At 42.1% G+C, this 20,246-nt stretch carries 19 protein-coding genes and 1 pseudogene; 13 read left to right on the forward strand and 7 right to left on the reverse strand.

The genetic code is table 11. From position 1 onward, the window contains the following. Positions 1-11: 11 nt before the first annotated feature. From mrdA to ybeD, 5 genes are all read left to right on the forward strand, one after another. Positions 12-1,916, forward strand: coding sequence for a peptidoglycan DD-transpeptidase MrdA (mrdA, locus tag FE394_RS04135; protein WP_319925141.1), 1,905 nt, complete (start codon positions 12-14; stop codon positions 1,914-1,916). A gap of 17 nt (positions 1,917-1,933) precedes the next feature. After that, a complete protein-coding gene (mrdB, locus tag FE394_RS04140; protein ID WP_319925142.1) occupies positions 1,934-3,046 on the forward strand; it encodes a peptidoglycan glycosyltransferase MrdB in 1,113 nt (370 codons plus the stop codon). A gap of 12 nt (positions 3,047-3,058) precedes the next feature. Beyond that, complete coding sequence (gene rlpA / locus FE394_RS04145; protein ID WP_319925143.1) at positions 3,059-4,111, forward strand: endolytic peptidoglycan transglycosylase RlpA; 1,053 nt, start codon at positions 3,059-3,061, stop codon at positions 4,109-4,111. 189 nt (positions 4,112-4,300) lie between these two features. Continuing rightward, positions 4,301-5,509, forward strand: a complete 1,209-nt coding sequence (dacA, locus tag FE394_RS04150) for a D-alanyl-D-alanine carboxypeptidase DacA (protein ID WP_319925144.1) — start codon at positions 4,301-4,303, stop codon at positions 5,507-5,509. A gap of 127 nt (positions 5,510-5,636) precedes the next feature. After that, entirely contained in the window at positions 5,637-5,900 is a 264-nt protein-coding gene (gene ybeD / locus FE394_RS04155; RefSeq protein ID WP_319925145.1) for a DUF493 family protein YbeD, read from the forward strand. Between the two features lie 108 nt (positions 5,901-6,008). Here ybeD and FE394_RS04160 read toward each other — a convergent pair whose 3' ends face one another. Continuing rightward, complete coding sequence (locus tag FE394_RS04160; RefSeq protein WP_319925146.1) at positions 6,009-7,469, reverse strand: TrkH family potassium uptake protein; 1,461 nt, start codon at positions 7,467-7,469, stop codon at positions 6,009-6,011. Between the two features lie 170 nt (positions 7,470-7,639). Between FE394_RS04160 and lipB the strand changes: the two genes are divergently transcribed. The 3 genes from lipB (at position 7,640) to crcB (ending at position 9,763) form a co-directional block, all read left to right on the forward strand. Beyond that, positions 7,640-8,287 carry a lipoyl(octanoyl) transferase LipB gene (gene lipB, locus FE394_RS04165; protein ID WP_419836301.1) on the forward strand — a complete coding sequence of 216 codons (648 nt, stop codon included), beginning with the start codon at positions 7,640-7,642 and terminating at the stop codon, positions 8,285-8,287. 117 nt (positions 8,288-8,404) lie between these two features. After that, a complete protein-coding gene (gene lipA / locus FE394_RS04170) occupies positions 8,405-9,370 on the forward strand; it encodes a lipoyl synthase (RefSeq protein WP_319925147.1) in 966 nt (321 codons plus the stop codon). A 15-nt stretch (positions 9,371-9,385) separates the two neighbouring features. Next, positions 9,386-9,763: a fluoride efflux transporter CrcB gene (gene crcB, locus FE394_RS04175; protein ID WP_319925148.1), complete on the forward strand. Its 378-nt coding sequence runs from the start codon at positions 9,386-9,388 to the stop codon at positions 9,761-9,763. 100 nt (positions 9,764-9,863) lie between these two features. Here the strand turns inward: crcB and cspE are convergent, their stop codons facing one another. Next, positions 9,864-10,073, reverse strand: a complete 210-nt coding sequence (gene cspE / locus FE394_RS04180; RefSeq protein WP_319925149.1) for a transcription antiterminator/RNA stability regulator CspE — start codon at positions 10,071-10,073, stop codon at positions 9,864-9,866. Between the two features lie 188 nt (positions 10,074-10,261). After that, entirely contained in the window at positions 10,262-10,747 is a 486-nt protein-coding gene (locus FE394_RS04185) for a methylated-DNA--[protein]-cysteine S-methyltransferase (protein ID WP_319925150.1), read from the reverse strand. 1,252 nt (positions 10,748-11,999) lie between these two features. Between FE394_RS04185 and FE394_RS04190 the strand changes: the two genes are divergently transcribed. From FE394_RS04190 to emrB, 5 genes are all read left to right on the forward strand, one after another. Then, entirely contained in the window at positions 12,000-12,773 is a 774-nt protein-coding gene (locus tag FE394_RS04190; protein WP_419836299.1) for an AzlC family ABC transporter permease, read from the forward strand. After that, complete coding sequence (gene ygaH / locus FE394_RS04195) at positions 12,766-13,101, forward strand: L-valine transporter subunit YgaH (protein WP_319925152.1); 336 nt, start codon at positions 12,766-12,768, stop codon at positions 13,099-13,101. The genes FE394_RS04190 and ygaH overlap by 8 nt, the downstream gene beginning before the upstream one ends. Positions 13,102-13,230: 129 nt before the next feature. After that, positions 13,231-13,746 (forward strand): transcriptional repressor MprA, encoded by a 516-nt coding sequence (mprA, locus tag FE394_RS04200; protein ID WP_319925153.1) that lies wholly within the window; start codon positions 13,231-13,233, stop codon positions 13,744-13,746. A 328-nt stretch (positions 13,747-14,074) separates the two neighbouring features. Continuing rightward, complete coding sequence (emrA, locus tag FE394_RS04205) at positions 14,075-15,262, forward strand: multidrug efflux MFS transporter periplasmic adaptor subunit EmrA (protein WP_319925154.1); 1,188 nt, start codon at positions 14,075-14,077, stop codon at positions 15,260-15,262. Positions 15,263-15,271: 9 nt separating this feature from the next. Further along, positions 15,272-16,813 carry a multidrug efflux MFS transporter permease subunit EmrB gene (gene emrB, locus FE394_RS04210; RefSeq protein WP_319925155.1) on the forward strand — a complete coding sequence of 514 codons (1,542 nt, stop codon included), beginning with the start codon at positions 15,272-15,274 and terminating at the stop codon, positions 16,811-16,813. A 171-nt stretch (positions 16,814-16,984) separates the two neighbouring features. On the opposite strand, the pseudogene FE394_RS04215 reads toward emrB, so the two are convergent. The 4 genes and pseudogenes from FE394_RS04215 to FE394_RS04230 all read right to left on the reverse strand — a co-directional run. After that, positions 16,985-17,167 (reverse strand): annotated as a pseudogene (locus FE394_RS04215) (hypothetical protein); the annotation flags it as partial. 374 nt (positions 17,168-17,541) lie between these two features. Next, positions 17,542-18,309 carry a siderophore-iron reductase FhuF gene (fhuF, locus tag FE394_RS04220; RefSeq protein ID WP_319925156.1) on the reverse strand — a complete coding sequence of 256 codons (768 nt, stop codon included), beginning with the start codon at positions 18,307-18,309 and terminating at the stop codon, positions 17,542-17,544. Positions 18,310-18,372: 63 nt separating this feature from the next. After that, positions 18,373-19,185 carry an ABC transporter ATP-binding protein gene (locus FE394_RS04225; protein ID WP_319925157.1) on the reverse strand — a complete coding sequence of 271 codons (813 nt, stop codon included), beginning with the start codon at positions 19,183-19,185 and terminating at the stop codon, positions 18,373-18,375. After that, positions 19,185-20,231, reverse strand: a complete 1,047-nt coding sequence (locus FE394_RS04230) for a FecCD family ABC transporter permease (protein ID WP_319925158.1) — start codon at positions 20,229-20,231, stop codon at positions 19,185-19,187. The genes FE394_RS04225 and FE394_RS04230 overlap by 1 nt, the downstream gene beginning before the upstream one ends. Between the last annotated feature and the right edge of the window lie 15 nt (positions 20,232-20,246).

The raw sequence follows: 20,246 nt of genomic DNA on the forward strand, positions 1-20,246 counted from the left end.
CTGGCAATGGGATGAAGAATAAACGAACCCCTTTTCGCGATCATTCGGCTGAATCAGCTCTATTTATACGCCGCGCGCTCGTGGCGTTTATTGGTATTATTATTTTAACGGGCATCCTGATTGCCAATCTCTATAATCTCCAGATCACCCGCCACGAAGATTATCAAACCCGATCGAATGGGAACCGCATTAAGCTCGTTCCCATTGCCCCAAGCCGGGGTATCATTTATGACCGCAATGGCACACCTCTAGCGGCTAACCGAACTATTTACCAGTTAGAAATCGTGCCACAAAAAGTCGCTAACCTTGATAAGACATTAGAGGAACTGCGCTCCGTCATTGGATTGACTGATGAAGATATTGAAAACTTCAGAAAAGAACGCCAACGCGCACGGCGTTTTACCTCTATTCCGCTGAAAACACCACTGACACAAGTACAGGTTGCCCGCTTTTCAGTCAATCAGTATCGTTTTCCTGGGCTGGAAATCAAGGGCTATCAACGGCGCTACTATCCTTACGGTTCTGCCTTAACCCATGTGATTGGCTACGTTGCCAAAATCAACGATAAAGACGTAGAGCGGCTCGACAAAGATGGTATTTTACCAGACTACGCAGCTACACATGATATCGGCAAACTGGGTATTGAACGTTATTACGAGTCTGTCCTGCATGGCAAACCCGGTTACGAAGAAGTAGAAGTTAACAACCGTGGCAAAGTGATCCGCCAGTTGCATGAACAACCTCCGCAAGCAGGTAAAGATATTTACCTGTCTATCGATTTAGAGCTGCAAACCTATATCGAAGAAATATTGACAACCAGCCGTGCAGGTGTTGTCGTCACCGATCCCCGTACCGGGGAGGTTTTAGCCATGGTGTCCAACCCGAGCTACGATCCGAATCTATTTGTTGATGGTATTTCCAGCAAGGACTATAAAACGCTGCTTAGCGACCCCAATCGTCCGCTGATTAACCGGGCAACCCAAGGTGCTTATCCACCAGCATCGACGGTAAAACCTTTTATAGCCGCGTCTGCTCTGAGCAGTGATGTCATCACAAAGAACACCACAATAAACGATCCCGGCTGGTGGCAATTGCCCGGATCAGAAAAACGTTACCGTGACTGGAAACGCTGGGGGCATGGAAAACTGAATGTCCATAAATCGCTTGTCGAATCGTCGGATACTTTTTTCTACCAACTCGCCTATGATATGGGTATCGATAAACTATCCGAATGGATGACAAAATTCGGCTATGGTCAATTTACGGGCATTGATTTGAAAGAAGAGAGTCCGGGCAACATGCCGACCCGTGAATGGAAATCCAAGCGCTATAAAAAACCGTGGTATCAAGGCGATACCATTTCCGTTGGCATCGGGCAGGGCTATTGGACTGCAACCCCCATGCAAATGGTCAAGGCTCTGATGATATTGATTAATGATGGTGAAGTGAAAACGCCGCATTTCTTGATGAGCACTCGTGTAAACGGCGAAATGCAAGCTTACCAGCCTCCAGTCAGTGAGCCGATTGGGGATATCCATTCCGGATACTGGGAAATCGCCAAAGATGGCATGTATGGTGTTGCCAATGCTCCCAATGGAACTGCGCGCAGGTCTTTTGCTGGCACACCGTACAAAGCAGCCGTAAAATCAGGTACTGCTCAGGTTTTCAGCTATGAAACCTATAATGCGAGCAAACTTGCTGAACACCTGCGTGATCATAAGCTAATGATTGCATTTGCGCCCTATGACAATCCGACAGTGTCCATTTCCATCATTCTGGAGAATGGTGGCTCTGGGCCGCCAGTGGGCGCTATCGTTCGCCAAATTCTGGATCATATTTTACTTAGGGATAACAATACTGCCTCTCCTGCTGCAACAGGGGTACAGGCTACCAGAACACCAGCGATCGGAACATAAGCTAATTGAGTAAAGCGATGACAGACTCTCAAAATAAGGTTCCTTTCTGGACCCGAATACATATAGATATTCCACTGCTGCTGTGCATTCTGGCATTACTGGCCTATAGTCTTTTCATTATGTGGAGCGCCAGTGGACAAGACGTAGATATGATGGAGCGCAAAATAGGGCAAGTTCTCATGGGCCTTGTAGTGATGATCGTATTGGCTCAAATCCCTCCGCGCATATACGAAAATTGGGCTCCTTACCTCTATATTGGATGTATAATACTGCTCATTCTGGTCGATGTTTTTGGGCAAATCAGTAAGGGAGCACAACGCTGGTTGGATCTGGGCATTGTGCGCTTCCAACCATCAGAAATTGCCAAAATTGCAGTCCCCCTGATGGTGGCTCGTTTTATGAACCGCGATCTTTGCCCTCCTTCGTTGAAAAATACCGGAATAGCGTTATTTTTAACCTTTCTGCCTACTCTTCTGGTGGCAGCACAACCAGATTTGGGAACTTCCATTTTGGTTGCCGCCTCCGGCATATTCATTCTCTTTCTGGCAGGGATGAACTGGAGATTAATCGGCGTTGCGGTTGTATTGGTTGCCTGCTTCATACCCATATTGTGGTTTTTCCTCATGCACGACTATCAACGTGATCGCGTTATGATGTTACTTGATCCTGAAAGTGATCCTCTGGGGAAAGGCTACCATATTATCCAATCTAAAATTGCCATCGGCTCCGGTGGGTTATTTGGAAAAGGCTGGCTACAAGGTACACAATCACAGCTTGAGTTCCTGCCTGAACGACATACCGACTTCATTTTCGCTGTTTTATCTGAAGAATTAGGACTAATAGGCGTTCTTGTTTTACTCGGACTCTATTTATTGATCATTATGCGGGGCTTATTTATTGCCGCCAAAGCTCAGAATACTTTCGGCCGGGTAATGGTCGGAGGGCTTATACTCATTTTATTTGTCTATGTTTTCGTAAATATCGGCATGGTAAGCGGTATTCTGCCGGTAGTCGGAGTTCCCCTCCCGTTAATTAGTTATGGAGGGTCAGCATTGGTTGTCTTAATGGCGGGATTCGGCATTATCATGTCGATACACACGCATCGCAAGTTATTGTCCAAAAGTTTATGAGGAAGAAGTTTCATGCGTCAACAATGGCTCATACTTAGCATCGTAGCGGTACTGATATCAGGTTGTACAACAACAGGCAATGATCGGGTATCTTCCCTTCCCTCCGTTCCGACTCGTGATGTGTTGGGTGCAGAGCCTCATTATGAGCCTTATCACCCAAGCGCCAATCAAGATTATCAGCGGGACGGGCAAACGTATCGCATCGTGCAAGATCCTGCCCGTTTCACCCAAACAGGCTATGCCAGCTGGTTTGGTGAAGAGTCCAATGGAAAACTGACAGCAATTGGTGAGCGGGCCAGCCCTTATGCCTTAACAGCTTCTCACCCGACACTTCCTATTCCGAGTTATGTACGCGTTACTAATTTAAGTAACGGACGCATGATGATTGTCAGGATCAATGAACGAGGCCCTTACAATAAGCCGGGTAAAATCATCGAATTATCACGTGCAGCAGCAGAGCGCCTGAATTTGATGCCACAGAGCAGAGTGAAACTGGATGGCATTCTGATTGCATCCGATGGCTCACTTTCGGGTTTGGGAACAGAAGGCTCGACGATCGTCAAACAAAGTTATGCTTTACCGGACAGACCCGACCTTAGTTCTCAATCATCAAATTCACCATCCATGATGGACAATGCTGTTGAACAGAACACCAGTGAGCCACCAGCGACTGCACAACCTCTGTCAGGAAATACAGAAGCTCAGCCTGTCACCTCAGCGCCTGAGGTAGCGCACTCTGGCTCGCATATGCTTTCTGGCACAAATACGCTTTCTGAGGCAAAAACACCACCTGCCCCGCAGGTATCGTCAGATTCAACAGCATCTGCTAATTCAACAGCAACAGGAAATTATATGGTGCAAGTAGGTGCTGTCAGCATTGAGCAAAAAGCCAAAGAATGGCAACAATCGTTGAGCCAGCGCTTCAACGTGCAAGGTCGCATCACTCAGTTTGGTCATGTCTATCGTGTCCAGTTGGGGCCATTCAACAGCCGCCAACAAGCTAGCGAAATACAAAAGAAATTAACGGATCAAATGCACCAATCCTCTTTTATTGTTGCTCCTTGATTCGCTGTTCCTAATAAATTTCGGGTTGCAGCTTTGTTGGCTGCAACCCGAAATTTGAGGTGAACAAAAATCGGGTAAAAAAGTGCAAACCTTCAAATCACCTAATTTTGTTTAATGTCAGCCTTTTTTGCATTTGTTATTATGTGCCTTATTATCAATCCCTTTCTTACGGATGTTATCTAATCAATCATGAAATACATCGTTACTTCTCGTTTTATTAAAAGTGCCACATTAGGCATCGCTCTGGCTACCAGCATTTCTGCGTTCGCTAACACGGATGATAATTTCAAAACTATGATCCCCGGTGTTCCTGAACTAGATTCAGAAGCCTATATTCTGATTGATTACAATTCAGGAAAGGTATTAGCTGAGAAAAATGCGGATATCCGCCGTGACCCTGCCAGTTTGACCAAAATGATGACCAGCTACGTAATTGGTCAAGCCATCAAATCAGGAAAAATTGGTCAGAATGACATCGTTACCGTAGGTAAAGATGCTTGGGCTACAGGAAACCCGATATTTAAAGGCTCCTCTTTAATGTTTCTGAAACCCGGTGACCAAGTTTCGGTAGCCATGCTGTCCCGTGGTATCAATCTACAGTCAGGCAATGACGCTTGTGTCGCAATGGCAGATTATGTAGCAGGCAGCCAAGATGCGTTCGTCAGTTTAATGAATAAATATGTCGAGAGTCTGGGACTACAAAACACACACTTCCAAACAGTTCACGGTCTGGATGCTCATGGTCAATATAGCTCCGCCCACGATATGGCTATGATTGGTCAGGCTCTCATCCGCGATGTACCAGATGAATATTCTATCTATAAAGAGAAAGAATTTACCTACAACAACATTCGTCAGCCAAACCGTAATGGCTTGTTATGGGACAAGAGCCTGAACGTTGATGGCATTAAAACAGGCCATACCAATGGCGCAGGATACAACCTTGTTTCTTCTGCTACCGAAGGCAATATGCGTTTGATCTCTGCCGTGATGGGCAGCCCTACTTTTAAAGGCCGTGAAACTGACAGCAAAAAATTGCTGACCTGGGGCTTCCGTTTCTTCGAAACCGTTTCACCACTGCAAGTAGGTAAAGAATTTGCGTCAGAACCAATCTGGTTTGGTGATACCGATAAAGTCCAGCTTGGCGTAGATAAAGATGTTTATCTGACGATCCCTCGTGGTCGCCTGAAAGACCTGAAAGCCAGCTATGTATTGAATAATACCGAACTGCATGCACCACTTGCCAAGCATCAGATTGTTGGAACGATTAACTTCCAACTCGATGGTAAAACGATTGAACAACGTCCATTGGTTGTGATGCAGGAAGTGAAAGAAGGAGGCTTCTTCAGCCGTATGATCGACTATATCCGACTGATGTTCCACCACTGGTTTGGTTGATCTCTTGAAAGCCGGATATTGAGCCTTATATTAGTTACATATTGATTGTTTAGTTGAATATTGTCAGAAAATTATCACGCCACAGCAGGACAGTTGACTTGCTGTGGCAAATACATGAGGAACGCCCATGAAAACGAAATTAAATGAACTGCTTGAGTTCCCCTGCTCATTTACCTACAAAGTGATGGGTTTAGCTCAACCTGAGCTGGTGGATCAAGTTGTTGAAGTAGTTCAGCGCCATGCACCGGGCGATTACTCTCCAGTTGTTAAGCCAAGCAGCAAAGGCAATTACCACTCGGTCTCCATTACTATCAACGCGACGCATATTGATCAAGTTGAAATACTGTATGAAGAATTGGGCGCATTAGAGCTGGTACGCGTTGTGCTGTAACAATGCTTCTTATAAACGCTGATTTTTTAGTCAGCGTTTTTTCCGACCCAAACACTAGACACGACGTCACTGCCATTAAATAATGTGTCTCTTGCGTAGATAGATCATTCAAAAGCGCCAAAACGCTTTCGAGCACAAAATCAGTATTGGATAAATCTCCAATCGTCCCAGTAGCATTGCGGCACACATCATCCATTTGGCGGTGGCATCAAGATCACCAAAACCTTGTGCCGTAGCACCGTATCCGATCCCCATATTATTGATACAGGCGGCAACGGTGGCAAATGAAGTCACTAAATCATAACCGAGCAAATTCAACGCCCAGATAAAGAAACAACTGAAAAAAACATAGAGGAAGAAGAATCCCCAGACAGAACGCAGTACCCTTTCCTGAACCACAGATTGACCAATTTTAATCGTTGAGATGGCATTCGGATGAACAAGTTGGTTAATTTCGCTGAAGCTTTGTTTCGCTAAAATCATAAAGCGGAGTGCTTTGATACCACCACAAGTCGAACCCACACAACCACCAAAAAAACTGACTGCCAGCAACAGCAAAATAGTATGAGGCGGCCATTGGGCATAATCAGAGGTTGCCAGACCGTTATCAGTCATCATGGAGCTGGTCATGAAAAAACCATGAACAAAAGCATCTTTTACGCCATACATACCTGAACGGTATAATTCCAGCCAGATAATGCAAACTATTGCCGCCAATACCAATAAGAAGAATTGTAGCTCAGCATTTTTTAACAGCGGTTTCAGACTACGACGTGTCAGAGCCACGAAATAAAGCGTAAAGTTAACTGCCGAGAGTACCGAAAAAATTCCCCCCACCATTTCAATGGCTGCGCTGTCATAATAACCAAGACTTTCATTCCGGGTTGAGAATCCTCCCAAAGAGACGGTAGAGATACCGTGACAAATGGCATCAAACCAAGACATTCCCGCCGCCCAGAAACTTACCGTACACCCTCCCCCCAGTAACAGATAAACGACCCATAAGCTTTTGGCACTATCTGCAAGGCGTGGAGTTAATCGTTCTTCTTTAAAAGGGCCGGGCATTTCTGATTGATAGAGTTTTGCCCCACCAATTCCCAGTAATGGCAGGATGGCAACAGCAAGGACAACTACACCTAATCCGCCAATAAAATTGAGTTGGGCACGATAATAGAGGACAGACTTAGGCAGTGCTGATACATCATTCAGCACTGTTGCCCCTGTGGTTGTGATACCCGAAACACCTTCAAACATTGCATCCACAAGGTTAATATTCAAACTTTTGTCGAGTACGAAAGGCAAAGCGCTTAGCAATGAGAACAACAGCCAAAATAGCACAATGATAAGAAATCCATCTTGCGTACTGGGCTGTGCTTTGATTTTACGGGTAAAATACCAGCCAACTCCACCAGAAACTAACCCAATCACAAATGTTTCAAAAAAAGCGAAAACGCTTTTTTCTTTATAAAACAAAGCAACAAAAATAGGCAGCAACATTGAGAGGCTGTATAGAAGCACCAGAAAACTACAAAGATGCCCGACAATCAGTAATTGGTTTTTTTTGACCATCTGTTAGCTCAAACAGAGATTAAAGGGAAAATCATCGAAATATATAACTATGATAATATAAAATAAAAATATATTCGTCTAATTAACAATATTATTGAGTTAGGGCATTCTCAAACTGGTGGGAATCATTTTAGGGCGTTATACTGGCAGGCACTTTTTGTTAACAAATGATGACGTTCCCATTGCAACATAACACCGTTATTTTACGCCAGTTAGGTATTCAGCCTTACACGCCGGTTTCTGATGCCATGCATCAGTTCACTGAACAGCGTACTGCGGAAACACCTGATGAAATCTGGCTTGTCCAACATGAAAAAGTGTTTACACAAGGTCAAGCAGGCAAAGCTGAACATGTACTTGCGCCAGGTGATATCCCTGTCATCCAATCAGACAGAGGTGGTCAGGTCACCTATCACGCGCCCGGACAACAAGTCATGTATGTCTTGATTGATTTGAAGCGGTCAAAAATTGGGGTACGCCAGTTGGTAACGGTTATCGAAAAGACCGTAGTAGAAACGCTGGATCACTTTGGTGTAGAAGCTTACGCTCGCCCAGATGCCCCCGGTGTTTATGTCACAGGTAATAAAATATGTTCCGTTGGCCTGCGTATCCGAAAAGGCTGTTCTTTCCATGGTCTGGCACTGAATATTGACATGGATTTACAACCATTTTTACGCATTAATCCATGTGGTTACGCTGGTATGCAGATGATCCAACTCAGTGATCTCGTTACCGGGGTGACTGTTAAAGATGTACAACCCGTTCTGGTAGAAAAATTCTGTCAGATCTTGGGATTTCAACTCAGCGATGAAAGATGATATAATTTTTTAACATTTTTCAAAAAAATTTTAATCGGCTTATTAACCTGATATTTTTTACTTAATTATCAGGCAGTAAGTCAAAATCTGAAGAATATAACTGGAACCGGCACGATTATGAGTAAACCAATTCAGATGGAACGTGGTGTCAAATACCGCGACGCAGACAAGATGGCTTTGATCCCTGTGAAGACAGTTGCCACAGAACGCGAAGCACTCTTGCGTAAACCTGAGTGGATGAAAATCAAACTTCCTGCAGATTCCAGCCGCATTCAGGGCATCAAATCTGCAATGCGCAAAAATGGGTTGCATTCCGTCTGCGAAGAAGCCTCTTGCCCTAACCTCGCTGAGTGCTTTAACCACGGAACAGCTACCTTTATGATCCTTGGTGCTATCTGTACCCGTCGCTGCCCGTTCTGTGACGTAGCCCATGGCCGTCCGAATACACCTGATGCAAATGAACCTCTCAAGCTTGCACAGACCATTCAAGATATGGGGCTGCGCTATGTCGTTATCACATCTGTTGACCGTGATGACCTGCGTGATGGCGGTGCACAACATTTTGCTGACTGTATCTCTGCGATTCGTGAGAAAAATCCATCCATTAAAATAGAAACTCTGGTGCCGGATTTCCGTGGTCGTATGGATCGTGCACTGGAAATTCTGACTGCGACCCCTCCTGATGTGTTTAACCACAATATGGAGAACGTACCACGGGTTTATCGTCAGGTTCGTCCTGGTGCTAACTACGAGTGGTCATTGAAGCTACTGGAAAAATTCAAGGAAGCTCATCCTGATATCCCAACTAAGTCAGGTTTGATGGTGGGATTGGGTGAAACCAACGAAGAAATCGTAGAAGTCATGCGTGATTTGCGTCGTCATGGTGTCACCATGCTGACCCTTGGTCAATATTTACAGCCAAGTCGCCATCACTTGCCAGTCCAGCGCTATGTTAGCCCTGCTGAGTTTGAAGAAATGAAAGAAGCAGCGTTAGAAATGGGCTTTACCCACGCAGCTTGCGGCCCGTTTGTTCGTTCGTCTTACCATGCTGATTTGCAAGCCAAGGGCATGGAAGTCAAATAACCTCTCGCCACCATTATGATAAATATTGTATTTGCTGTATTTATCGGTGGTGGCTTGGGTAGCGTGTTACGCTGGCTCATCAGCCTCCGCCTGAATAACCCTTCTTCCCCGATTGCCGTTGGTACGCTGACGGCTAATTGCACCGGCGCATTCATCATCGGATTGAGTTTGGCTTATTTCAGTAAATCCACACATGTTGATCCCATTTGGAAACTATTGCTCACTACAGGTTTCTGTGGCGGCCTGACCACCTTTTCAACTTTTTCTGCGGAAGTGTTTTATCTATTACAAGCGGGAAAAATAGGTTGGGCGTTGTTCGGTATCATAGTTAATGTGACGGGTTCTCTATTGATGACGGCGTTTGCTTTTGCTGTTATGAACAAACTGTCATAACCGCCCCAAAATCAAACACTATAACCGTAAATACACCATAAAAAATAAACGTAAAAAAACCCGTTACTAAGAACGGGTTTTCGGAATATGGGATTCGAAATTAGATTGCGACAACGTTCGCAGCAGATGGACCTTTCTCGCCTTCAGTAATTTCAAACTCTACTTTTTGCCCTTCAGCAAGAGTTTTGAATCCGTTAGAGTGAATGGCGGAAAAGTGTACAAAAACATCTTTGCTACCATCTTCTGGAGTGATAAAACCGAATCCTTTGGATTCATTAAACCACTTAACGTTACCTTTAATTTTAGACATCAAACTTACCTTTAATAAAAAAGACACAAACTTAGCGTCACGTACAGTACAACAAATAATATAGTCCATTGTCTGCAACATAGATCACGAAATATAGAACAAGATGTAAAAAAACGTCCATTCCGTTTAATTACATCTTTTGATTCTATACGCCAATAATGATTTCACAAATAAATTAGCATTTCATTTTAACTTTGTTTACTTTTCGCCTTCTTACCTTTTTCATGCTCCAGCAGCCATCCCTTGATATCCAGCCCCCCGGTATAGCCGACTAACTTACCATCATGACCAATCACTCGATGACAAGGCACAATCAATGAGATGGGATTGCGTGAATTCGCCATACCGACCGCGCGACAATAATTTACCGATCCCAGTGTCAATGCCAATTGTTTATAGCTCCACATTTCTCCATAAGGAATGTTGCAGAGCTGCTGCCAGACCCGCTTCTGAAATTCAGTTCCCCGTATACTTAAAGGAACAGTAAAAGTCAGCCGCTTTCCTTTGAAATATTCCTGCAATTCTTTTACACACTGCTTAGTAATCGCATTTTTTGACTCTAACTCGCTCTTTTCATTAACGAAATAGATACTGGTCACTCCTTCATCATCCGCAGTGATATGTACATAAGGCTTAGGAAATCCTTCTGGAGTATTCAGGTAATGATGGTACATAAACTACCTCCATTTAATTTATTATTAATCAAATTTCTATACTAGCCTAAATCGCCCTTTCATCAATTTGCAATGATGAATTCGATTACACATCTGACAATTTGATAAAGAAACCATTACGCCTTCTGATAATTAAAATTATGGATCTGCCAATAATATTGGATATTTTATTTTTAATACAGTCCATTTAAAAAATGAAAAAACACTATATATAGATAAAATAAAACAAAAAATAGACAATATATAGTACTAATTTCTCAAAAAAATTATCTTAGTGTGATAAAAAAATGTTAATTTTCATTATAGTTAACTATAGATATCACTGAGTAATTTTACCAGAAGCGTTATCATTTATGGCAAACACGATGATCTACCCTACAGCATTATCAATTAAACAATGCGTTGAATAGCCCTGCTATACTGAGTAATTAAAGACTTTTACGGTAAAATAGTGATGGGGAGTTGTTCTATTCTATGATTAGGACTCAAGGCAATAAATTCTAAAACGATATTTTTCCCGAGTATCTTCTTTAATAAAAAATACACACTAAAAACAATATAATTATCTTCACAAATCATAAACAGTTAAGCCAACCTTTATTATTACGATACTTAATTTAATATTATATTTATTAACCTCACGATAATAAATATTCAAAATCAGGAAATCACTCTTTAGATTAAAATTAACTAAAGCCATTTTAATGAACAATCAAAATAACTTCAATCTATTGAATTGTATGACTTATTTTTTAAAGATAAATTATTAAAAAGGAATGAAGATTAATTCATTCATATGAAAAAAATAACTTTAACCACCTTAGAATCATGAAAAAATTATCTTATTAGATCGTATTTATTCACTTCCAATCTATTTCAGTCATATAGTTAGCTATATGACTGAAATAAGTGAACGAAACTAAGCTATGCTCACCACTAAAGTTTCAGAGATTGATATTGAGCATTAACCGCTGGAGATGGCTAAAAGTTCATCAAAAAATCGTAGCAGGATGATTCAAGGAGATAGTCATTCCCTTGACTGAACATAACTAAAGTTGCATACAACTATAAAATATTAACAAAATTTGATAACTTCCTGCATACCACCAAAAATCCCTATAAAACTCCTTGTTCTAGATAATATTTATTAAATAATTTCGATATTTCATATTTTCACTTTCACCATATTTTGTTAATGTTGTTTCACCTATTAATAAAACACAAAATGTCCATGCCGATACCCGAAAAATCTGTGCCTGATATACCAATATCTGAAGCTCCGATGCCTGAGACGCCTCTGCCGAACAAAACATCTTCATTTAAAGAAGGTGTTTTTGATAGTCTCCCTATAGCTATTGGCTATATTCCCATCTCTTTTGCATTCGGCTTAAGCGCAGTCAAATTGGGATTCACTCCCCTGGAAGCCATATTTTTTTCATGCGTTATTTACGCAGGAGCAAGTCAGTTTGTCATAACGGCCCTACTTAGTGCGGGAATGTCGTTGTGGGTTGCTGCCTTCACTGTTATGGCAATGGATATCCGCCATATTCTTTATGGCCCGGCTTTGCGCCATCGCATTAAACAAAAATTATCGGAAAAGAAAACCGTGATTTGGGCTTTTGGCCTGACTGACGAGGTTTTTGCCGCAGCGACAACCAAACTGATTAAAAATCAGCGTAGCTGGAGTGAAAACTGGATGGTTGCCATTGCAATGTGCTCTTGGTTTTCTTGGATATTAGGTACTATGGCAGGGGCTATATTGGGCAATGGTTATCTGGATTCATATCCTGCCGTTGAAGCCGCTATGACTTTTATGCTGCCAGCCCTGTTTTTAAGTTTCTTATTAGCCTCTTTCAAAAAACAAAATAGCTACTGTGTTGTTGCCGCCTTATCAGGGGCTTTAATAGGCATTACATTTTTTTCAATACCCATTGCCATTCTTGCAGGTATTCTGGGCGGCTGTTTAGCAGCCCTTCTGCAAGCCGACAAGACCTCTCCGTTGAATAACGGTACATTACATGATTGATAATAGAATACTTTTTATCGGCCTTGTTGTAGGCGCTGCCAACTTTTTATTCCGCTACCTCCCCCTGCGTTTGGGAGCCAACCGTGCTCCTGCCAGAAAAGCAGGAAAAATGGGCACAATACTCGACAGCATTGGTATCGCATCAATTTGCTCACTGCTCATCGTCTCAGGTATCCCTGATGTGATGAAAGAACATAATAAATTTTTACCTACTTTAATAGGATGCCTGACTATCTGTTTGTTGTTCTATAAGACACGAAGCATTATCGTTTCCACACTATCTGGTGCTGTCGTTTTTGGAATAATATTCAAGGTATTTATGAATTAGGTATCAATATTCAAAGAAATATGATGATAATAAATAACTACAATTGCTAAATTTAACTTTTAATATAGTATTTGTATGGTTTTTAACAGAAGTTACTTTACCGGTTGAAACTAATAAGGTATCTAAACAATGGAAAGTTCATTCACTCCCACAGAAGAGTTACTTAATTGCCGTGTAGCACAGCAAAAAAGTTTTCCCTATCAAGAGATATTACTCACTCGCTTATCGATGCATGTCCAGAGTAAAATTCTGGAAAATCGCAACAACATGCTGAAAGCGCAAGGAATCAATGAAACCTTGTTTATGGCTCTGATGATTCTGGATACCAAAGAAAGTCGTAGCATTCAGCCATCAGAACTTAGTGCTGCGTTGGGTTCTTCCCGCACAAATGCAACCCGAATTGCAGATGAATTAGAAAAGCAAGGCTGGATAGAGAGGAAGGAAAGTCATAACGATCGTCGTTGCCTCCATCTTCACCTGACAGAAAAAGGTTCAAGTTTCTTGAACAATTTACTTCCACCTCAGCATGACTGCTTAGTTAAACTTTGGTCTGCACTTGATATAGAGGAGCAAAAGCAGTTAGAAAAATTGATGAGAAAAATATTGAATCAATTAGATAACATTGGGGATTGTTTTAATAAGTAATTGTCCCTTTCCGAGCAGTTTTGAATCAAAAACATGTTAAGTAACATAACATGACTGCTCGCCGTCCTATCGAGGCTTTGCAACAGCCTCGCACAGGACGGGGCTTATGACGCTTTTCGCTAAAAAAACTTTTCTGCTAGCCAGTATCATCTGATGCTTCATATGGCTAATTATTGCCTTCAGGCAATATTTGAATCCATATCGTTCGCCTTTCCAGTGGTGTAAACATTCACTACTGGAGACACTATTTATCCAATAATTGGTTATTGGATAAACAGTTACCACACAGCATATATACCCGATATTAGAACAAACACGGAGATTCTCTATGAGTGCTAGCGAGAAAGCACAACTCCCATCGAGCGCAAAACTTGGTGATAAGAAACGACTACGCCGCAATATCATCATGTTACTGACACTGCTCTTCCTTATACTTGGTGTGGTTTATACCGTTTACTGGTTTTCTGTTTTACGTTATCAACAAAAAACCGACAATGCCTACGTAACAGGCAATCAAATACAGATCATGTCGCAAATCGCAGGAAGCGTTATTACTGTCAATTTTGATGGTACTGATTTTGTTAAAAGTGGTCAGACGCTAGTACAGCTTGATCCTCGTGACGCTGAACTGGCCTTAAAAAGAGCGGAGAATGAATTGGCCAATACTGTCCGAATAACTCATCAGCAGATGATCGACAGTAAAAGGTATCAAGCAACCATTGAATTGAAAAAAATTGCGCTCAGAAAAACACAAAATGATCTCAACCGAAGAGAGATACTCGGCTCAAAGGATTTAATTGGTAAAGAAGAATTGCAGCACATGCGTGAAAATGTCGCTACAGCTCAGGCAGATTTAGATATTGCCGTCGCTCAATACCAAAGCAATCAGGCCACCATACTGAATACTCCGTTGGAAAAACAGCCTACCGTCGAAAAGGCCGCCTCTGCCATTCGTGATGCCTGGCTTACCTTGCAGAGAACCAAAATTGTCAACCCTATTGATGGCTATGTTGCACGCCGTGGGGTTCAAGTAGGTTCCCGCATCAATCAAGGAACACCATTAATGGCTATCGTTCCTGCTAACAATATGTGGATTGAGGCCAACTTCAAAGAAACCCAGCTTGCCAACATGCGGATAGGGCAGCCCGCCAAAATCACCAGCGATTTCTATGGCGACGAGGTTATCTATACCGGCAAGATCACGGGAATTGATATGGGAACCGGCAGTGCTTTCTCTCTATTACCAGCGCAAAATGCCAGCGGCAACTGGATTAAAGTTGTACAGCGCCTGCCAGTCCGTATTGAACTAGATGCAAAACAGTTGGAACAGCATCCTCTGCGAATTGGGTTATCGACATCAGTCACCGTGAATACAGCAAATATGGATGGTGTTACGCTGGCAACGACTGAACGCGCCCTCCCTGCCTACCATACTAATGCTCTGACAATTGATATGGCTCCTGCTAACCAACTAATTACTGACATTATTAATAGTAATTCAGGAAACCCGATTTAAGGGGGAGTCATGGTAATAAGAGAACCCCTTACAGGCGCGAAACTGGCTCTTCTGACCATTTCACTTGCAATGGCGACTTTCATGCTCGTTCTCGACTCTACCATTGCCAACGTCGCCATTCCAACGATTGCAGGTAATTTGGGGGCTTCAAGCTCACAAGGCACATGGGTCATTACTTCTTTCGGTGTAGCCAATGCAATCTCCATACCCATTACCGGTTGGTTAGCAAAACGCATTGGTGAAGTGAAATTGTTTCTCTGGTCTGCGGCTATTTTCACGTTTGCATCTTGGTTATGTGGAATTTCCAACAGCCTCGGAATGTTGATTTTTTTCCGTGTTGTCCAAGGCCTGGCCGCTGGCCCTGTGCTTCCTCTTTGCCAAAGTTTGCTGCTGAATAATTATCCGCCTGCAAAGCGAAATATGGCTCTGGCACTTTGGTCTGTCGTGATCGTGGTTGCCCCTATTTGCGGGCCTATTCTTGGAGGGTATATCAGTGATAATTACCATTGGGGATGGATTTTTTTCATTAACATTCCTCTTGGTATCGCCATTATCTTTGGCGTCATGCAATTATTGCGCGGCCGTGAAACACAGACAAAAATCAATCCAATTGATATGGTTGGATTATGCCTATTGGTGATTGGCATAGGCTGTCTGCAAATTATGCTCGATCAAGGCAAGGAACTTGACTGGTTTAACTCCACTGAGATTATTGTCCTGACAGTAATTGCTGTTATCGCTCTGATGCTCCTTATTGTCTGGGAGTTAACGGACGATCATCCGATTATCGATCTATCACTCTTTAAAGAGCGCAATTTTTGCATCGGCACACTCAGTATTAGTCTCGCCTTTATGCTGTACTTTGGCTCGATTGTCTTATTGCCACAGCTATTGCAGGAGGTTTACGGCTATACCGCGACTTGGGCTGGTTTTGCCGCTGCACCTATAGGATTGATGCCACTGCTGTTAACCCCAATTATTGGCAAATTTGGGCATAAAGTGGATATGCGCTACATCGTGACTTTCAGTTTCATCATTTATACTATCTGCTTCTATTGGCGGGCCTATACGTTCGAACCGGGTATAGATTTTACTGCTGTGGCATGGCCTCAATTCGTTCAAGGGTTTGCCATGGCGTGTTTCTTTATGCCTCTGACAACCATTACCCTATCAGGGCTCTCACCAGAGCGCATGGCTTCAGCGTCCAGCCTGTCAAATTTTACCCGCATACTTGCAGGGTCAATTGGTACATCTATCACGACCACAATGTGGACACAACGTGAGGCTATACACCATGTCAATCTTGCAGAGCACATCAATCCATATAATCCTAATTACCAGCAAATTCATCATCAAATGACTCAGTCAGGTATGAATGACCAACAAATCTCTGCTTATCTGGCAAAACAGATCACCCACCAAGGGTTAATTATCTCCGCCAACGAAATCTTTTGGCTATCAGCCAGTGTGTTTCTGATTTTGACGTTATTGGTTTGGATGGCAAAGCCGCCATTTTCTGCTAGTGGCAAAGATAGTGGGGGAGCCCATTAAAATTTATTGCATATATCGACTAATCAATCAGATATATGCTTTTAAATTCCTGTTTGAAGTGGATTAGCAATATCTTGAAAAACAGCGCCAAACAGAAAATCACCGGAGAAAGTTTAGCATTAATGAGGAGAGCTAACGGGAACATGAGTTCCCGTTATATTCAATAACGTCTTAAAAGTTATTAACAAATTGAGCAATTGGATTGGTCAAATTATCAGAAAATTTGAAGCTCTGCGCTGGATCGGATAAATCAAGCATTTGACGATTGTTGGCAATCTGTAAACGATTCAGACAACAACGTTTAATTTCAGGTGTAAATAAATCATAACGCTTAAATTGTTGACTAAGTTCTGGTTCGACTCAATCAGCTGTAATGGATTTTCCCTCCATAATGCAGCCATCAGATTGTCCGAAATATTCCCCAGGTGAATTGCCTGATTTTCCTTTCTGATGGGGCAACCAAAATATAAGTCATCACTGAAAAACACATATTCCATCAGCAGAAAATATATCGATATGACGATCTCATTCACAATGTGTTACAAACATAGATAAATTCAGATGAACCAAATTCTTCTAAGAATTTAAAAGAATATAAAGTAAATATAAATTATTATGGTTTGTTAAAACCAATATAAAAATAAAATTAAATTTACAAATAACCATACAGGGAATTATATAAATCACCCGTATGATTTATATTTGCTTTTAGGAAATCACAAAATTAATTATTCCGTAGAGTTAACAGGGCAATCATGACAATCACTCACGCCCGGTAGTTTATTCCTAAAACAGCAACAACGACGCTGTATTATCTTGTTTCTCATAATCACGGTACGATAAAGCGGGTTATCCCTACCATCAGGAAGTGTTTGTTCAAAGAAAAGATTATGTATTAAATTATTATATTGCCGTTCACCCATTCTTTCCCTGAAATTATTTAAGTACCAATGCATAATGTAACCTATATTATTCCACAATAAACGCCCATTGATTCCACGGTAAGATTCAATCTTCTTACATATAGGAATAATATGCCTTTCCAGCATAGAACGATAACGTTCCAGCAAGGATGTTGATTCATCTATCCACGTTAACTGGTAATAAACAACGCTTGGCCTGCCTGTTTCATGAAATTCGACCTGAAAAAGATTATAATCAGTATCAATGGTCTGTGGGTATTCCAATAACATTAACATCATCGGTGGAACGACTAAACCGAAATACCATTGTGCCCATAAAGAATAAAGACCTTTCAGGTTTGGTTTCAGATCACTTTCACTATAATATGAGTCTTGGTAACGCTGCATCAATAATTTAAATTCTTCTTCATCCGACCATTTATAAAACCCCATTATTTCTGATGGAATATTTTTCGAATTTATTTTTATTGATGAATTAAAATGGCTAAAAGCACCATCAAATAACCTAGTGATATCCTCTACAGATATTTCAGAGGGCAATTCAACGGAATCATGATTAGTCTTATTTGTCATTCCATATTCTCCTGTTATCTATTATTAACCCTAAACCACAAAGATTAAATATCCTAAAATTATTTATTGGTGATTATATTTAGGAATAATCAATGGCTTGTTAGATTCAGGATCACAAATAATTCGACATGCCAAACCAAATACATCTTCAATACTTTGTATTGTGATAACCTCTTCGGGAACACCTTCTGCGTAAATCTGCCCATCTTTCATCATAATAAGACGCGAAGCATAGCGAAGAGCCAGATTGATATCATGCAAAACCAGCACCAGAGTTTTACCTTGCCGATGCAGTTGCTGACAAATATCGAGGAGTTCAATCTGGTGAGAAATATCCAGATAAGTGGTTGGTTCATCCAACAAAATGATTGGTGTCTGCTGTGCCAGTGTCATCGCAAACCAAGCGCGCTGGCGCTGACCACCTGACAATTCACTGATTAATTTCTGCGACATTTCCCATAAATCTACCGCTTTCAAAGCCTCATTGACCACTTGTTCATCCTCTGCCGACCATTGACGCAGAAAAGATTGATAAGGGTAACGCCCGCGGGAAACGAGATCATAAACTGTCAATGATTCAGTGATTGTCGCGCCTTGTGTCAATAAAGACAGCTCACGGGCAACTTCCTTAGGCTTATAACGGTGGATATTAGTTCCATCCAGTAGAATTTCACCTTTTTGGGGCTTCATACTGCGGCTTATCGCGCGTAGCAATGTCGATTTACCACATCCATTCGCGCCAATGATGACGCTGAATTCACCATCATGAATAGCAAGGTTGATGCCATTTATGATAGTTCTTTTACCGTATGCCAGTGAAAGATCTTTAGCTTTCAGCCGTGAAATAACCACTGAGGAATGAGCATCCGATGACATTATCGCGTTCTCCTTAATTCGGCATACAGTAAATACATCAAATAGATCCCACCAACTACAGCCGTAATCACACCGACAGGCAAACGGGCTGAGGTGGGTAATATCACAGTCATTAAATCAGAAGCCAGCATCAGCAGTGCTCCCACCAATGCAGTGCAAAATAGGGCCGCTCCCTTATTTTTTACGAGTCGCCGGGCAATTTGTGGGGCAGATAAAGCAACGAACGCAACCGGTCCTACAACTAATACCGATATAGTGGCAAAAGTCACTGCCAGTAAGATGCTGACAACCTTAATCAGACGAACTGGCACACCCAACGTATTAGCTATATCATCGCCCAAATGGGTATAGTTCAATTTCCTGCCCAACCAAAACAAAACCGGAACGAAAAGCACCATTCCACCGATTAACGCTACATTCCGCCAGTTTTGACTGGCAAGGCTGCCCCTCAATAATGATTTCAACTGCTGGGCCTGCTCAAGGCGAATATTAGAGGAAGCAAAATCGACAAATGCCATGCTCAATGCAGCAATCGCAATTCCCGAAATAATGATTTTGTTAGCTTGCATGTTTCCAATGCCCGCACCATTCCCAAGATAGACCAACAATACGGCAAGGATAGCACCTAACAGGGCGCCCAATGGAACTGGCAATACATCAGGCCAGAGCACCATAGCAACCACTATACCCACTGCCGCTCCACCGTTAATACCGATGATATCCGGACTGCCAAGTGCATTACGGGTTGTAAGCTGAAATAAGGAACCAGAAAGTGCCAATGTTATTCCAGCACCAATTGCCACCAAGGCTCGTGGTAAGCGAAGTTCCGTTAAGATAAATGCCTGATAAGGCGTTTCTGTCAGCAGAAAAGGATTATCCATCCCCTCCCTGCCCATTGCTAAAGACAGGTAAAAAAGCACCACGAGTAGCAATAAAATAGAAAAAGTTATTCGGCTTACTTGCCATGAAGGCGCGATGAAAACGGCTTTTCCCAGCTTGAATGTTTTCGTTCTTGGCTGCCTGACCGGTGAATGAATCAATGTCATAGTTTATTCTGCTCT

This window comes from Xenorhabdus littoralis, assembly GCF_033949345.1.
GTDB classification, from domain to species: Bacteria; Pseudomonadota; Gammaproteobacteria; order Enterobacterales; family Enterobacteriaceae; genus Xenorhabdus; species Xenorhabdus littoralis.

Excerpts from the sequence above, each read along its gene's own strand:
- ygaH (WP_319925152.1), top strand. The coding sequence starts at position 12,766 with ATGATTGATAATAGAATACTTTTTATCGGCCTTGTTGTAGGCGCTGCC.
- ybeD (WP_319925145.1), top strand. The coding sequence starts at position 5,637 with ATGAAAACGAAATTAAATGAACTGCTTGAGTTCCCCTGCTCATTTACC.
- emrA (WP_319925154.1), top strand. The coding sequence starts at position 14,075 with ATGAGTGCTAGCGAGAAAGCACAACTCCCATCGAGCGCAAAACTTGGT.
- mprA (WP_319925153.1), top strand. The coding sequence starts at position 13,231 with ATGGAAAGTTCATTCACTCCCACAGAAGAGTTACTTAATTGCCGTGTA.
- mrdB (WP_319925142.1), top strand. The coding sequence starts at position 1,934 with ATGACAGACTCTCAAAATAAGGTTCCTTTCTGGACCCGAATACATATA.
- rlpA (WP_319925143.1), top strand. The coding sequence starts at position 3,059 with ATGCGTCAACAATGGCTCATACTTAGCATCGTAGCGGTACTGATATCA.
- lipA (WP_319925147.1), top strand. The coding sequence starts at position 8,405 with ATGAGTAAACCAATTCAGATGGAACGTGGTGTCAAATACCGCGACGCA.
- emrB (WP_319925155.1), top strand. The coding sequence starts at position 15,272 with ATGGTAATAAGAGAACCCCTTACAGGCGCGAAACTGGCTCTTCTGACC.
- cspE (WP_319925149.1), bottom strand. The coding sequence starts at position 10,073 with ATGTCTAAAATTAAAGGTAACGTTAAGTGGTTTAATGAATCCAAAGGA.
- FE394_RS04225 (WP_319925157.1), bottom strand. The coding sequence starts at position 19,185 with ATGTCATCGGATGCTCATTCCTCAGTGGTTATTTCACGGCTGAAAGCT.
- lipB (WP_419836301.1), top strand. The coding sequence starts at position 7,640 with ATGACGTTCCCATTGCAACATAACACCGTTATTTTACGCCAGTTAGGT.
- FE394_RS04160 (WP_319925146.1), bottom strand. The coding sequence starts at position 7,469 with ATGGTCAAAAAAAACCAATTACTGATTGTCGGGCATCTTTGTAGTTTT.
- mrdA (WP_319925141.1), top strand. The coding sequence starts at position 12 with ATGAAGAATAAACGAACCCCTTTTCGCGATCATTCGGCTGAATCAGCT.
- crcB (WP_319925148.1), top strand. The coding sequence starts at position 9,386 with ATGATAAATATTGTATTTGCTGTATTTATCGGTGGTGGCTTGGGTAGC.
- fhuF (WP_319925156.1), bottom strand. The coding sequence starts at position 18,309 with ATGACAAATAAGACTAATCATGATTCCGTTGAATTGCCCTCTGAAATA.
- dacA (WP_319925144.1), top strand. The coding sequence starts at position 4,301 with ATGAAATACATCGTTACTTCTCGTTTTATTAAAAGTGCCACATTAGGC.
- FE394_RS04230 (WP_319925158.1), bottom strand. The coding sequence starts at position 20,231 with ATGACATTGATTCATTCACCGGTCAGGCAGCCAAGAACGAAAACATTC.
- FE394_RS04185 (WP_319925150.1), bottom strand. The coding sequence starts at position 10,747 with ATGTACCATCATTACCTGAATACTCCAGAAGGATTTCCTAAGCCTTAT.